The following is a 14,073-nucleotide window of genomic DNA, read 5'->3' as shown; positions in this document are numbered from 1 at the left end:
ATCCATCGTCCAGAATCTCTCCGCATTCCTGAGCGCCACGCCCGGCGGGCCGGTGTCCGCCTTGTGCACTGTCCTGGCCTGTGCGTCCAGTCCCAGTGGATTAGGGAAGAAGACGGGCCGCGGTCGCACACAGGTCTGCCAGCTCTCTCCGCGACCCCAGCACCTTCCACGTGCGCGCGGATCACGGGCGAGCCATGTCGCACGCCGACCCGACCGGCCGGGCCCTCCATCTCGGCTGCCGCGCGATCCTGTGCGCTGAAGGTGCCCATCGCACGCCAGTCCCGCGGCCACAGGCCGTATGCGGCGTCAGCCATCACGTCCTCCTTGAGGCTGCTCGGGTGGCGGCTGGCCGACGTCGGCCGTCGGCGAGACTACTCATCCGGTGCTGGTAAGCGGCCTGGTCGATCCGGCCGTGCAGGCGCAGGCCGACACACCAACGCTCAGCATCTTCCAGGGCCGCCCGCCGCCCTCGAAGGCGGGCCAGGGGCGGCAAGCGGCTCTCGGTGGGCGTGATCAGGCGCGCGAGTTGGTAGGTGATCGCGGCCAGGATCAGTGCGCCGGTCAGGATGGCTATCAGCGCGCTCATGGCGTTCACCTCGCCATGTCGTTGCCGCAGGGGCCGGCTCGGTCAGGGCCGGTCGGATCCAGGGTGCTGGTGGTGGTCGTACTTGCGCAGCGGACTCAATGCTTGGTGGGCGGACCGGAGGCGTGCAGGGGGATGTGCCATGGGTGTCGCCGATGCCGATGCCGATGCCGATGCCGATGCCGTGGTCGTGTGAAGTCGTGGAGATCGGTGCGGGGACGGCGCGAATGTCCGGCACGATCCGATGGTGGTCGAGCAGGTCACCGCGGTGCAACCGGCCCCCAGGCTGGTCCGCTCGTCGCGCCCCGGCTTCTTCCGCATCCAGCGGATCCTTGCCCCGATGTGGCAGCTCTTCGGCAGGGGTGTCGCCTCACGCGGGACACGGAGCGCCCCATCACGGACGAGGGCTTCGCCATCACCTACATACGCCGCTTCGACTTCCTCATCAACCGGCGGGCGAACCGGCGTCTCCGTCGATCACCGGGGCCGCTCGCCCGCCGACCGCCGATGGGCGATAGCGGCGGACGGGCGGAGAAGCGGACCGGTGCGTCACATGTCGTTGCAGCAGTCCGCCTTCTTCTCCGCGTGCGCGGATGCCGCCGTCATGCCGCCCTTAGCGCAACATCCCTTGTCGCAGCACTGTTCACAACACATCGCACATTCCGGGCCGCAGCACGGGTTGCCGTGCATGCACATGTGCATGCGGTGCCGCATAGCAGCGTGCGCAGTGCCGGGAGTCAGTGGGCCTCCGCCAACTTGAAGCCGCAGTTCAAGGGGCTGGTGTGACGGTCTGCTGGGAGTCTCACGCTGGTCGTGGGCGGCAGTCTGAGCAGTAGATCGTCTGTCAGTGGTGGAACTCACCGGTTCCCGCTCAAGGTTGCCGGGTGGCCTTCTACGATCCGCTATATGGATCCCGAGTTACTGGAACGGATCACCGCGCGGCGCGCGGAGCTGGACGAACTCGAAGAACAGCTGACCAAGCAGTTAGCCGAGGTACGGACCGAGCGCGACGAACTCGCTGCCGCAGGGCGCGTTCTGGAGCGGATGAGCGAGCAGCTCGCCGACGAGCGTGCAGCGCCGGTGCCGGGGCAGGTGGGCGGCCGGCCGGTGATGCTGATCCCGAGCCGCACGGCGGGCGTGGAGGAGAGTGCGCTCCCGCCGGACTACCAGCGGATCCTCGCCGCCGTGCGGCAGGCCGCTGGACCGGTCATGGCCCGACAGGTCGGCGAAATGGTCGGGGTGGACGTCAGCGTGCGGGCCAAGCTGGAACCGCTGCGCGGGAAGCTCGTCAGGATGGTCGACCGCGGCTGGCTGCGGAAACTGCCCGACGGCCGGTTCACCATACGGCTGTGACCTGGGACGCCTGCGGGGTGGTGCTGCGCGGGCGTAACCGGCGTGCCCCCGGCGGCCGTTGGGCACTGTGTGAAGAGAGCCGAAGAGTCGGCCGAGGGCACCTGCCCGTTTGTCTACCAGTGCCGCCTGCCGCTGTCCACGCGCACCGTCAACCACCTCGCCGTGCGACGCCACCTGAAGGCGATAGGGTCCCGGTGGCGAATCCTGCCGCCCGGAAAGGTCGCGGTGATCGTCCTGGCCGGAAGAGCCGACCGACGCAACTACTCCGGCAAACACCGAAGCCACGGCCTGCACTTCCTCGCCCTGACCGACGAGCGCGGTCGGCTGATCTGGATATCCGCCGCCCGGCCCGGCCGCACCCACGACAACACCGCCGCCCGCCACGACCACGTCCTGGCCCACCTGCGCGCCGCCGGCCTCGGGGCACTGGCGGACCTGGGCTTTCGCGGCCTGGACAACGACGTCCGCGACCCCGTGATCGTCACCGGCTTCACCGCCACCCGCGCCCGCAAACTCACCCCGGCGAGAAGGACGCCACCCGCGTCCTCGCCATCGGGCGCGCACCGGTCGAGCATGGCTTCGCCCACCTGAAGAACTGGCGCGTCCTCACCAAGCTCCGCACCGATCCCGCACGCGCCACTCAGCTCCTGCGCGCTCTGGTCGTCTTGACGAACCTCGAAGTCAACCGCTGAGACAACACCGCATGGAGTTCCCGGCGTTTGTGCGCGGGGAGAGCCTTGACCGCCAGGGTGATCGTCTGCCCGGCCCGCTCGCGGGTTCTTCCGGATGCGACACCACCTTCGGTAGCCGTTCCGCCCTCTGGCCAAGAACCCCGAGCCCGGTTTTGACTTGCTGGAACACGGCAACGGTCAAGTGAAGGGACATGGACGTGCGCGCACGAGGCATCAACTACGACACAGGATTCCTCCCAGAGGAAGAACTCTCCCGCAAGAGCTTCACCACTGAGACGGTCCGGCACGACATGGCGGTGATCTCCGGGGATCTCCACTGTGACGCCGTTCGTATCTCCGGGCGAGAGCCTGAACGGTTAAGCATCGCTGCCCGGCATGCTGCAGACGCGGGCCTTGAGGTCTGGTTCGCCCCCTTTCCCGTGGACCTTCCCCACGACCAGTTGCTCCCGTTCTTCGCCGACTGCGCCGCTCGGGCCGAAGCCGTACGGGAGGCTGGCGCCGATGTGGTGTTCGTCGCTGGCTGCGAGATCAGCGCGTTCTGCGGCGGTTTCCTCCCGGGCGACACCTACGGCGACCGCCTGCGGGCCATGGCTGCCGCCGACATGGAGTGGTGGTCCTCCCTCGGACCGGTGCAAGAACGCCTCAACGGCTTCCTCTCCCAGATCGCCGCGACCGTCCGTACGCACTTCGGCGGGCAGGTCACCTACGCCTCGGCTCCCTGGGAGTTCGTCGACTGGGGTGCGTTCGACCTCGTCGGCATCGATGCCTACCGGGCCGCCTACAACGCCGACAGCTTCCGGGACGAGCTGCGTGGACACCTCGCCCACGGCAAGCCCGTCGCGGTGACCGAGTACGGAACCTGTGCGTACCAGGGCGCGGGAGAACGTGGCGGCATGGCCTGGCAGGTGCCGCACGGTGCGGTCCCGGACGAAGACGAGCAGGCGCGCTACCTCACCGAATTGCTGGACATCTTCGAGGAGGAAGGTGTGGACACCGCGCTCTGGTTCACCTTCGCCGGTTACAGCAGGCCCGGGGAGCAAGACCTTGGCTCCTACGGCGTCGTCCGGATGCTCGACGAGAGGCGCTGGGAACCGAAGAAGGTATTCCACACGATGGCAGCCAGATACCAACGCAGCTGATGTACCAAGACCTCCAGCCCTCCAGTCCCTGGCAGCACCCGCTCTACAGCCCCCGATCATCCGTCAGACCGGGGTGCGGGCTGACGGATGGTCTACTGCACAGGCTGCCGCCCCTGACCAGCATGAGCACCCCGCACGACCGTCACACCAGCCCTTTGACCTGCGATTTCAAGTTGGCGGAGGCTCAGTGACATCCCACCGTGCATCCCCGACATCCTCATGTCCACGGAGCCCCTGGTCTCCGCAGACGAGGCCGCCGCTGTCGTGCTCGGTGACAGGTGGGGCGCGGCCTGGGCCAGCACGAGCCCGGAGATTCCGACGGTGGCGGCCGCGGCCAATGCGGTTCCGGGGAGAACGCCGACGCGGACAGGCTTGGGGCGGCACCTTGCGGGTCTCCCGTGCTGTGTCACTTGCTGATTCCTAGGCGGCTTAGGATTGCTGTGCCGCGCCGAGGTCAGGAGGAGGGCTTATGCCGCAGTTCGGGGAACTGGAGGCCGCGATCATGGACGCGGTGTGGGCTGCGGGCAAGCCGCTGCGCGTACGCGAGGTTCTGGAGCGGCTGGACCGCGACCCCGAGCCCGCGTACAACACCGTGCACACGGTGACCGAGGTGCTGTACCGCAAGGGCTGGCTGTCCAAGGAGAAAGACGGGCGCGCCTTCCGCTACGGGGCTACCGCGAGCCGTGAGGCGTACGTCGCCGGGCTGATGGGCGAGGTGCTGGCTGTAGCCGACGACCGAGCCGCGGCGGTGGTGAACCTGGTCGAGACGATGGAACCGGACGAGGCCGCCGAACTGCGCCGACTGCTCGCCGCCGCGCGGGACAGCGGTGCCCAGAGTGAGGAGCGCGAGCGTTGATCATCGCCCGGCGCTGCTCGGCTACGCCGTCGCCCTGGCCACCGCGGGCGGCCGGATGGTGCGCATGGGCGGCTGGACGGAGGGGGCACCCCGGTTGGGGATCACCGTCTGGCTGACCCTTGGCGTATCGGCGCTCGCCTCGGCGGTGATGGCGGGAGTGGCGTTGACCGTACCGACGGTGAGGGTCAACGCCTCGGCCGGTCAGTGGGCCGGCGGCCGCGCCGGGCTGACGCTCTCGTGGCCACCGCGCCCGGCCACCGGGCTGCTGCGCGAAGCGGTCACCGCCATGAAGAAGGCACCCCGCTTCACTCTGTACGAGCTGGTCACCAGCAACACCGCATTCGGCCTCGGCATTCCCCGGGAGCTGTCCTTGACCGGCCGCCGGTTCCTCGACTCCGAGCCGTACGGCAGCGGCAACGCGCCGGTCACCACGCGCCTGCCCGACGAGAACGGACAGCGCAGGATCGCCCTCGCCTTCCCCGCCGAACACACCCAGCTCGACCTCACCCTCGCCGACGACGGCCGGATCCTGCGCGAATCCCTCACCGCACCCAATCACCTCGTCAACCGCACCTTCGTCTGCCCCGAGCACGACGACGAGAAGGAGGGCGGGCAGCACTCCGACTAGCCGCTCAGCTCGGATGGTTGACCGGGTCATCGATCCGGTGTCCGTCAACCGAGGGGCGGCTTCCAGGCAAAGGCGGTCCCCGTCGCCCTCATCAGGAGGGGAGTGGGAATGACGGAGGCAATGGTGTCGCGCAGACCGGCTGCTGCGCGGTTGCGGGTCTGCAGGATGTGTCCGAGCTTGCCGGATGTCCGGGCCATCCGCTGAGTGCGGGGGCGGCGGCCCGCGTCATAGGCGCTCAAGCCGCCGAGGACTCCGGATCGTTCAATGGCGGCGGCGAGGGTCACGGCGTCCTCGATGGCGAGGCAGGCTCCTTGGCCGATGTCGGGTGTGACTGCGTGAGCGGCGTCGCCGAGCAGGGCGATGCGGCCGTGGACGAACGTGGGCAGTTTGGTGTGCAGGTAGTAGACGTCGTGACGCAGCAGGGTGTCTTCCGAGGTGGCGGCGAGCAGTTGGGGGATGGGGTCGTGCCAATCCCGGAACCGATCGGACAACTGGCCCAAGTCGTGTGCAGGGGCGTCGTGCTCAGGGGCGCTCTCGCAGGCGAACCAGTAGATCTGGCCGTCGTTGATCGCGGCGACGCCGAAGCGGGCGCCGTGTCCCCAGGTCTCGGTCAAGATCGGTGGTACGCCCAGGGCTGTGGCTCGTTCGGCGGGGACGATGCCGCGCCAGACCGTATAGCCGGCGTAGGCGGGCCCTGGGTAGCTGGGAAGCAGTGCCGTGCGCAGCCCGCTGCCGACACCGTCGGCGGCCACGACCAGGTCGGCCGTCTTCGAGACCGGGCCTTGCGGGGTATGGAAGGCGACCGTGGCGGTGTCGGCAGCGGTCGTGATCCCCGTGGCACGGTGGCCGGTGTGCAGCGCGGAAGGATCGAGTCCCGTCATCAGCAGACGGTGCGTCTCCGCACGGTGCAGAGCGTAGAACGGGGCACCGTAACGTCGCTCGATCCCGGCGCCTGGGATGCGCGCCACGCGCCTGCCCGATCGAAGTCGGATCTCCAACCCGTCCTGGCGCAGACCACGATCACGCAGGGCCGTTCCCAGACCGAGATGATTCAGGGCTTTGACGGCGTTGGGCGCGATGCCCAGACCGGCGCCGACCGACCTGATAACCGGTGCCTGCTCGTAGAGCGACACTCGCCATCCGATGCGCTGAAGGGCCTGGGCCGCCGCCAGCCCACCGATCCCCGCGCCGACGACGATCGCCTCGCTCACCCTCATACCTGCTGCCCCCTCATCGATTCAAATGAATGTTTTAAACACTCACTTTAATCGAGTGTTATAGCATGGGCTCTTCGGGTCATACGAGGAGGTGCGGTGGCTGGATCCGACCACGTGCCCACGGCGGGACAGCCGGCATCCACGCGGGAGCGGCTGATCGATGCAGCAGTTCGACTCTTCGGCGAACGCGGGATCGAGGCGACTTCGCTGCGGGCATTGACCGACGCGGCCGGGAGCAATATCGCCGCGGTCAACTACCACTTCGGGTCCAAGCAGGGACTCTTGCGCGCGGTCATCGACCAGACGATGCGAGCCGTCAACCACGAGCGCCGTCAGCGGCTGGACGAACTCGAATCAGCGCCTCAGCCAGTGCCGGTGGCCGCCCTCGTGCGCGCCTTTGTCGAACCGGGCGTCGGTTTGACGGAGGGCCACCGCCATCGCGGGCCCGACGTCGCGCGCTTCATCGGCCGCGTGATGGGCGAGCCGGACCCGCAGGTCCGTCAGATCTTCGCCGAACAGGTCGAACCGGTCGAAGGGCGCTATCTGGCCGCCTTCGGTCGCGCCCTTCCTGGACTCGACGAGGATGGTGTTCTGTTCGCCTACACCAGCATGGTCGGGCTGCTCAGCGTCTACCAGTCCGGCGCGTTCGCGACACTGGACTGGGCCCCAAAGGAAGCCGATGGCATAGCGGCACGTGTGCTCGGAGTCGTCGATCGGGAGCGACTGGTCGAGTACATCACGGGCGGCATTCTCGCCATCCTTCCTGCCAAAGCCACCACCACCCCGTGAGACGACGGCCGTGGCTTTCCACCTCCGACGTGCGGTTCTGTCTCAGACGAGATGCGCTCTGTCGCAGGGGCAGACGCACAGAACGGGATGCCGCTTGGCGATACCTGCTGGCCTCCGCCCTCCGCCCCGCGGAGGCCAGCAAGTGATAGAGCACGTGTGTCAGCGGGCGCGGCGCAGAACGGCCCAGCTGCCCCAGCCCGCGTCGGCTTCGACGGCCTGCCACCTTCCGGGCAGAGCGGCGGCGACGTCTTGGGCGGGCAGGTAGAGCGGGCCGTCCTCGCCTAGCTGGTTGATCCACAGCTCGGCCAGCCCTTCACCCGCTGGTCCATCCGCAAACTCGCCACCTACCTGCGGAAAGTGCACGGCCGCGTGATCCGGATCGGCCGCGAGGCATTACGGTGCCTGCTCGCCCGCCGCGGCATCACCTTCCAGCGCACCAAGACCTGGAAGGAGTCACCGGACCCCGAGCGCGACGCCAAGCTCGACTGCATCGAGCACGTGCTGGAACGCTTCCCTGACCGGGTGTTCGCGTTCGACGAGTTCGGCCCGATTGGTATCCGGCCCGCCGCTGGCGCGTGCTGGGCTGCTGCTGGTCACCCCGAGCGCCATCCCGCGACGTACCACCGCACTCACGGAGTGAGGTACTTCCACGGCTGCTACTCGATCGGCGACGACACCCTGTGGGGCGTCAACCGTCGCAAGAAGGGCGCCGCGAACACCCTGGCCGCGCTCAGGTCGATCCGGGCCGCTCGCCCGGACGGCGCCCCGATCTACGTCATCCTGGACAACCTGTCCGCCCACAAGGGCGACACCATCCGCCGCTGGGCGAAGAAGAACAGGGTCGAGCTGTGCTTCACGCCGACCTACGCGTCCTGGGCCAACCCGATCGAGGCCCGCTTCGGGCCGTTGCGACAGTTCACCATCGCCAACTCCAACCACCGCAACCACACCACACAGACCCGGGCCCTCCACGCCTATCTCCGCTGGCGCGACGCCAACGCCCGCCACCCCGACGTCCTTGCCGCCCAGCGTCGAGAGCGCGCCCGCAGCCGCAGTGAGAAGGGCATCCGATGGGGCGGACGAGCGAGGCGGCGGCTTGATCATTCGCTGACGTTCAACGTCGCGCAGTCCGCGACTCCAGTTCGGACAGCACCGCCCGGAGCCGCTCCAGGGCCGCGGTCGTGTCCGGCTCTCCGCGATTTCAAGGTCACGATGGCAACGACCCATGCCGCTGCCCGCGCCGGTGACCTCGCCGCCGAACTCGAACGCCGTCTCCAGAGCCTCCTCGACGTCGTCACGATCGATCGGCAGCCCCACGAAGACGATCTCGACGAACAGTCCGGTCCTCCCTCTAAACCCGGCGAACCACAGCGGTCAGAGCGCCTAGCTGCTCGCCGGTCGACCGTTCGCCGGCGTCTCGGTTCGCCAGCCGAGGAGGATCGTGCGAAGCGCCTGTTCGGCGAGGTAGCGGGCGCGATCGTTGCCGACGCTGCCGAGGTAACTGAGCGACGCGATGCCGTACAGCGTGCCCCAGAGGATCTCACAAGCCTGGTCGAAATCGGCCAGGACCACGTCGTGTGCAGCCGACCAGGAGGTGAGCAGCTCCTTGAGGACGTCGATGACCGGTTCCGCGACGCGCCGGCGTTCGTCCGCGTCGACCATCGGGTCGTTCATGACCTGGAAGAGGTGGGGGTGCTCGCCGGCGAACCGGACGTACTGCGACGCGATGCGCGTCATGCGCCGGTCCGTATCGGGCTCCTGCGCGGCTTGGCGGAACTCGCTCAGCATCAGGCGGTGACCGTGCGCGACCAGCTCCAGTACGAGCGCGTCCTTGTTGGCGAAGTGCTGGTAGACGACGGGCGCGGAATATTCGACGTCGGTGGCGATGCGCCGGATCGTCAGGGCCGCGATGCCCTCGGTCTCGAGGACGTGCAGCGCGGCCTCGATGATCCGCTCCCGGGTGTTCGCCCGTTCGCGGGCCCGTCTCGTGCTGGTCGGCATGGTCCGTCACTTCGCTTCGATGGTGTCCTCGAACACTAGTCACCGCCTTGACCGCGTCGGCGACGCGCGTCATAGTTAACGCCGTTAGGAATTATAACGACGTTAGGAACGAGTAGTAAGTCATGATTTACCACATCAACAGAGTCACGATGAAGGCCACTGCGACGCCTGAGCAGATCGAGGGGGTGCTGGAGAGCTGGCGCAATCAGGGCCGGTCGAACCCCGCCATCAAGTCCTTCGTCGTCGGCCGCGACCACGGCGGCGACTACACGTACGGCGCGGTGTTCGTCGTCGAACATCTCGACGGGCTCTTCGCCTACCTGACGCACCCGACCACCTACCAGACCGACCACCTCGGACTGCACCTGGTCGAACGGCTGGAGATCTTCGACGTCAGTGACGACGGCGACCCCGACCTGAACGCCAAGATCCAGGAACTGCACCGGCGCCGCAACGAGCTCAACCCGCAGATCGCCGGCATGCTCGCCGACGTGCCCACCTATACCGGCTCCGGCGTGAACGACTGACCGAGACCCCGGAGAAGGAGAAACCGTCATGGCCAAGCACGTCATCATCGGTGCCGGTTCCATCGGTACCAACGTCGCTCGTCTGCTCGCCGAGCGCGGCGAGAGTGTCCGGATCGTCACCCGCAGCGGCTCCGGCCCCGAGCACCCGCTGGTCGACCGGGTCGCCGCGGACGCGTCCGACCCGTCCCGCCTGACCGAGCTGTCCCGCGGCGCGGAAGTTATCTACCACTGCGCCAATCCACCCTCATACACGGTGTGGGAGCGCCTGTTGCCGCCCCTGCAGACGGCGGCCATCACCGCCGCCAAGGCGAACGACGCCGTCCTCGCGCTGACCGGCAGCCTTTACGCCTACGGTCCGCAGCCCGGTGGCCGGATGAACGAACACACCCCCATGGCCGCCACCGGGCACAAGGGCCGCCTGCGCAGGCGCATGTGGGAACAGGCCCTCGCCGGGGGGATCCGCACCGTCGAGGTCCGCGGCTCCGACTACATCGGCAAGGACGCCAACGGCATCTACTCCCTGCTCATCAAGTCGGCCCTGCAGAAGGGAAAAGCGGCCTGGATCACCGGCCACCTGGACATGCCGCACACCTTCACCTTCAACGGCGACATGGCACAGGCCCTCATCACGCTGGCCTCGGAAGAACGCGCGTGGGGCCGACCCTGGCACGTGCCGTCCGCGCCGGCCGTCACCATTCGCGAGCTGGCGCGGCGCTACGCCGTCGCGGCAGGCCGGCCACCGGTCAAACTAATCCAGATACCGCGCTCCGTGACGCGTACGGCCGGGCTGATCGTGCCGATCGCCCGCGAGATGGCCGAGATGGACTATCAGTGGTACGCGCCGTTCCACATGGACGCGACGGAGACCAGCGAGACCTTCGGCCTGACCGCCACCGACCTCGACACCGCCGTCCGCAACGAGGTCGGCTGAACTCCCACCGCCACACCGGCAGGCCGACGGCATGGCCGCCGACACCGTGAACATTCGTGGTCACGGCACTAGGCTGACCGTCTACGTACATGCCCGGCCGAGCCGCCCCGGGCCGCGGGGCGCCTGAGTCCCCTGCGCTCAGCCGACGTCGAACGCCTCGGCGACGGTCAGCGTGTCCTCGTACAGGTGCATGCGAACGATCCGGTCGTCCTCGACCGCCAGATGCATGGCCGCCGGTGTGGTGAACTCCTTGCCATGGGCCGCGAGGGTGTGCGTGAAGACCGCCAGCAGCACCACGTCACCACCGTCGACGATGACGCGCTCCAGCACGGCCTTGCTCCTGCCGTGCGCGAAGTGCGACCACATCGTGGTGAAGTACGGCGCGACCTCCTCCCGGCGGGTACGGCGCCCGGTCCAGGGCAGCGTGTCACTGCCGGGGACGTGCCAGTCGATCTCAAGCGTCTCTACGTCTTCTTCGTCATGGAGATTGCCACCCGGCGCGTCCATGTCCTGGGCGTCACCGCCCAACCGACCGGCGCATGGGTCACCCAACTCGTCCGCAACCTGCTCATGGACTTGGAGGACAGAGCCGGGCGCTTCCGGTTCCTTATCCGGGACCGGGACAGCAAGTTCACTGCCGCATTCGACGCCGTCTTCGCCGACAACGGCACAGCCGTCATCCCGACTCCGCCACAAAGCCAATGGTCCAACGCCTACGCGGAACGATGGATACGCGCAGCCAGCGCCGAATGCACCGAGCGACTCCTGATTACCGGTGAACGACACCTGCGTACGGTCCTCAACCAGTACGCCGAGCACTACAACGCGGGACGGGCCCACCGCAGCCTGGACCTGCGTGCCCCAGATGACGCTCCGAATATCATCCCCCTGCCCGCCGCCACGGTCAGCCGCTGGTGGGACCACATATCCGGTCACCTTCACGGCCGTGGGGTCCGGCGCCCAGGCCATCACCGTGGTGTACACCAGTGGCGCCACCATCACCGGCGTCGAGGTCGTTCCGGTCACGGTAACCCCCGCACCCCCCGGGACGATCTCGACCACCCTGACCACCGTGGGCACGACCACGCAGGCCAGCACAACCCTCACCTGCGGCGGTGGCACGGCCTCGCTCAACGGCACGATCCAGTACACCCTGTCCGGCGGCGGAACGGTATCGACGCCCGTGACCAACGGCGTCGTGACCCCGGTCGACCTCGGGGTGCTGCTGACCTCGGGTCAGTCGGTGACGGCCACCTTCGTACCGGCTGCCGGGACCTGCCCCGCGTGCACCTTCGTCCCGGTCACCACAAGCCTGTGTACGGTGCTGCTCCTGCCCCCGGCCGGCGCGGTCACCGCAGGTCAGCCCACCACACTCCAGGCCCTGGTGCTCTGCAACGGCGTGCCCGTCAGCGGCGCCACCGTCACCTTCACCACCCCCAGTGGCACCCTCGGGACCGCCACCACCAACGCCTCCGGCCTGGCCTCGGCCACGGTCACCTTCCCCACCGCCGGAGCCACCACGGCCACCGCCACCGTCACCGCCACCCCCGCCGGCACCGCCTGCAACTGCACCGGAACAGCCTCCCTCCCCCTCCCCATCGTCGTACTGCCCGGGACGACACCTACGGGGGCGCTCCAGGCACTCCCCGCCTGCTGGCGGATCAACCTGTCCAACCCGACCCTCTTCCCGACCACCCTGAAAGCCACAGTGACGCCGGCGACCGCAGGCATCCCTGTGCAGTTCCTCGTGGGCGGTGTGCCCGTGGGGACGGCGACGACCGACGCGAGTGGCACCGCCACCCTCCCGGTGAATCTCACTGCCCTGCAACTCATCAACACCACCTACCGGAAACACCTCTGGCGCACTGTTGGCCGGGAGACGACGGGCATTCAGTCGAACGTGTCAACTATGTCCAGAGCACAAACGGTCAAGCATCTACTGCGACCTCACACCGACAGCCCGCGGTCGTACCCGCAGGAGGAGGCGGCGCGGATGCAGGATGGCGCTGTGTGGAGCCGGACGCGAATCCGATCCCGGGGCGCTGCGCAGCTGCCACCGGTGGGTAATGGTCGCGAGGGCGAGGGTGGCCTCGACCATGCCGTAGCGATCTCCGATGCATTTGCGTGATCCTGCGCCGAAGGGCAGGTACGCCCCGCGGGGAAGACGGCCGACGTGGTGCGGCAGCCAGCGGTCGGGGTCGAACACATCAGGATCTGCGTAGAAGCGGGGGTTCCGGTGCACCGCGGCACTGCCGAAGATGACCGTGCTTCCGGGGCGCAGTTCGTGTCCGCCCAGCCGGGTGGGAGCGGTGGTCACCCGTGTAAGTAGCCAAGCGGGTGGATAGAGGCGGAGCGCCTCGGTCAGTACGCGGGAGGTATAGGGAAGCCGGGCCGCATCGCTCCACTGCGCCGGCCTGCCGCCGAGTATCCGGTCCACCTCCTCGTGGACCCGGCGCTCGGCGTCGGGGTGCTGGGTCAGGAGGTGCAGGGCCCAGGCGAGCGATGCCGCGACGGTGTCTGAGCCGGCGATGAGCAGGGGGAGGACCTGCTCATCGATGTCCGCGTCGGACGGCCAGTCGTTGCCTTCTTCCTCCTGCCGGGCGGTGATCATGGCGGAGAGGATGCCGCCGTCCTCGCCCCGATCACGGGCGCTCTCGGCCATGAGCCGGTCGCGGGCGTGCAGGAGATCCTGCATCACTTGCTGGAGCCGGCGGACCATGGGCAGCGGAAGCTTTTCGAACCACCGTGGCAACATCAACCGTGGCAGGAAACTACCCATCGCGGCTGCCATACTGCGCCGGAACTCCTCCACCGAGCCAGGGTCAGCGCTGGTACGGAACAGCGTGCGGCTAACCGTACGCAGTGCCATGTCAAAGAGTGCGGGGAAGGCGTCGATGACCTGGCCGTCCCGCCACGAGGCTGTCATGGCGTCGATCTCGTTCACCATGACCTCGCTGTACTGCTCCAGCCTGCTGCGGTGGAAACCCGGCTGCATCAGCCGGCGCTGCTGAAGGTGATCCCGGTGGGGGCACAATGGCAGGCCGTTGCCCGCCAGCGCGCGCGCCTTGTCATACATCCAGCCGCCCTTGTCGAACGTACGGTCATCCGTCAGGACCTGCCACAACAGCTGCGGACGGCATGCGACGTACGCGCGCAGCGGACCCAGCCGGATCGTCACCAGATCACCATGACTGGCGAGAGAGGCGGTGAAGTCGAGCGGGCGCCGCAGCAGAGCCCAGCCATGACCGACGAGCGGAAGCGCACCCGGGGCGGCTGCGGCAGTGAAGATGCGGGTCATCGGTGCCGGTTCCCTCGTCAAGTCATGGACTGGGGAGTACTTCCAGATGACCTCAGCCG

The 14,073-nt window shown here is 68.2% G+C and carries 15 protein-coding genes and 2 pseudogenes; 10 read left to right on the top strand and 7 right to left on the bottom strand.

Features of this window, described 5'->3' with window-relative positions; translation table 11 throughout:
• Positions 1 to 313 precede the first annotated feature (313 nt).
• Positions 314 to 586 (bottom strand): hypothetical protein, encoded by a 273-nt coding sequence (locus ACZ6CL_RS27835; protein WP_468940169.1) that lies wholly within the window; start codon positions 584 to 586, stop codon positions 314 to 316.
• A 903-nt stretch (positions 587 to 1,489) separates the two neighbouring features.
• Between ACZ6CL_RS27835 and ACZ6CL_RS27830 the strand changes: the two genes are divergently transcribed.
• From ACZ6CL_RS27830 to ACZ6CL_RS27810, 5 genes are all read left to right on the top strand, one after another.
• The gene (locus tag ACZ6CL_RS27830; RefSeq protein ID WP_468940167.1) at positions 1,490 to 1,936 is read left to right on the top strand and encodes a hypothetical protein; all 447 of its coding nucleotides are present in this window, start codon (positions 1,490 to 1,492) and stop codon (positions 1,934 to 1,936) included.
• 69 nt (positions 1,937 to 2,005) lie between these two features.
• Complete coding sequence (locus ACZ6CL_RS27825; protein ID WP_468940165.1) at positions 2,006 to 2,527, top strand: transposase family protein; 522 nt, start codon at positions 2,006 to 2,008, stop codon at positions 2,525 to 2,527.
• Between the two features lie 520 nt (positions 2,528 to 3,047).
• Entirely contained in the window at positions 3,048 to 3,767 is a 720-nt protein-coding gene (locus tag ACZ6CL_RS27820) for a hypothetical protein (protein ID WP_468940163.1), read from the top strand.
• 469 nt (positions 3,768 to 4,236) lie between these two features.
• Positions 4,237 to 4,623 carry a BlaI/MecI/CopY family transcriptional regulator gene (locus tag ACZ6CL_RS27815; protein WP_468940160.1) on the top strand — a complete coding sequence of 129 codons (387 nt, stop codon included), beginning with the start codon at positions 4,237 to 4,239 and terminating at the stop codon, positions 4,621 to 4,623.
• On the top strand, positions 4,604 to 5,251 hold the full coding sequence (locus ACZ6CL_RS27810) for a hypothetical protein (RefSeq protein WP_468940157.1): 648 nt from the start codon (positions 4,604 to 4,606) through the stop codon (positions 5,249 to 5,251). The genes ACZ6CL_RS27815 and ACZ6CL_RS27810 overlap by 20 nt, the downstream gene beginning before the upstream one ends.
• Positions 5,252 to 5,295: 44 nt before the next feature.
• On the opposite strand, the gene ACZ6CL_RS27805 is transcribed toward ACZ6CL_RS27810, so the two are convergent.
• Positions 5,296 to 6,462, bottom strand: a complete 1,167-nt coding sequence (locus tag ACZ6CL_RS27805) for an FAD-dependent monooxygenase (protein ID WP_468940155.1) — start codon at positions 6,460 to 6,462, stop codon at positions 5,296 to 5,298.
• 102 nt (positions 6,463 to 6,564) lie between these two features.
• Here ACZ6CL_RS27805 and ACZ6CL_RS27800 point away from each other — a divergent pair, with 102 nt between their 5' ends.
• Positions 6,565 to 7,257, top strand: coding sequence for a TetR/AcrR family transcriptional regulator (locus ACZ6CL_RS27800; RefSeq protein ID WP_468940153.1), 693 nt, complete (start codon positions 6,565 to 6,567; stop codon positions 7,255 to 7,257).
• Positions 7,258 to 7,416: 159 nt separating this feature from the next.
• Here ACZ6CL_RS27800 and ACZ6CL_RS27795 read toward each other — a convergent pair whose 3' ends face one another.
• Positions 7,417 to 7,620, bottom strand: a complete 204-nt coding sequence (locus ACZ6CL_RS27795) for a hypothetical protein (protein WP_468940150.1) — start codon at positions 7,618 to 7,620, stop codon at positions 7,417 to 7,419.
• On the opposite strand from ACZ6CL_RS27795, the pseudogene ACZ6CL_RS27790 reads away from it, so the two are divergent.
• Positions 7,555 to 8,340: pseudogene (locus tag ACZ6CL_RS27790) on the top strand (IS630 family transposase); the annotation flags it as partial. The gene ACZ6CL_RS27795 and the pseudogene ACZ6CL_RS27790 overlap by 66 nt on opposite strands.
• Positions 8,341 to 8,640: 300 nt before the next feature.
• On the opposite strand, the gene ACZ6CL_RS27785 reads toward ACZ6CL_RS27790, so the two are convergent.
• Positions 8,641 to 9,258 (bottom strand): TetR/AcrR family transcriptional regulator, encoded by a 618-nt coding sequence (locus ACZ6CL_RS27785; RefSeq protein WP_358704504.1) that lies wholly within the window; start codon positions 9,256 to 9,258, stop codon positions 8,641 to 8,643.
• A 122-nt stretch (positions 9,259 to 9,380) separates the two neighbouring features.
• On the opposite strand from ACZ6CL_RS27785, the gene ACZ6CL_RS27780 reads away from it, so the two are divergent.
• Together ACZ6CL_RS27780 and ACZ6CL_RS27775 are read left to right on the top strand one after the other, a co-directional pair.
• Positions 9,381 to 9,785 carry a Dabb family protein gene (locus ACZ6CL_RS27780; RefSeq protein WP_468940147.1) on the top strand — a complete coding sequence of 135 codons (405 nt, stop codon included), beginning with the start codon at positions 9,381 to 9,383 and terminating at the stop codon, positions 9,783 to 9,785.
• 28 nt (positions 9,786 to 9,813) lie between these two features.
• Positions 9,814 to 10,716 (top strand): SDR family oxidoreductase, encoded by a 903-nt coding sequence (locus ACZ6CL_RS27775; RefSeq protein ID WP_468940145.1) that lies wholly within the window; start codon positions 9,814 to 9,816, stop codon positions 10,714 to 10,716.
• A 138-nt stretch (positions 10,717 to 10,854) separates the two neighbouring features.
• On the opposite strand, the gene ACZ6CL_RS27770 is transcribed toward ACZ6CL_RS27775, so the two are convergent.
• A complete protein-coding gene (locus ACZ6CL_RS27770) occupies positions 10,855 to 11,223 on the bottom strand; it encodes a nuclear transport factor 2 family protein (protein WP_468940452.1) in 369 nt (122 codons plus the stop codon).
• On the opposite strand from ACZ6CL_RS27770, the pseudogene ACZ6CL_RS27765 reads away from it, so the two are divergent.
• Positions 11,197 to 11,520 (top strand): annotated as a pseudogene (locus tag ACZ6CL_RS27765) (integrase); the annotation flags it as partial. The gene ACZ6CL_RS27770 and the pseudogene ACZ6CL_RS27765 sit on opposite strands and share 27 nt — an antisense overlap.
• A gap of 555 nt (positions 11,521 to 12,075) precedes the next feature.
• Here the strand turns inward: ACZ6CL_RS27765 and ACZ6CL_RS27760 are convergent.
• Together ACZ6CL_RS27760 and ACZ6CL_RS27755 are read right to left on the bottom strand one after the other, a co-directional pair.
• Positions 12,076 to 12,288, bottom strand: coding sequence for a hypothetical protein (locus ACZ6CL_RS27760; RefSeq protein WP_468940142.1), 213 nt, complete (start codon positions 12,286 to 12,288; stop codon positions 12,076 to 12,078).
• 364 nt (positions 12,289 to 12,652) lie between these two features.
• Positions 12,653 to 14,014, bottom strand: coding sequence for a cytochrome P450 (locus ACZ6CL_RS27755; protein WP_468940139.1), 1,362 nt, complete (start codon positions 14,012 to 14,014; stop codon positions 12,653 to 12,655).
• Positions 14,015 to 14,073: the final 59 nt, after the last annotated feature.

The sequence above is a fragment of the Streptomyces sp. NPDC041200 genome (genome assembly GCF_055591805.1).
This window is presented reverse-complemented; position numbering and strand designations above follow the sequence as displayed.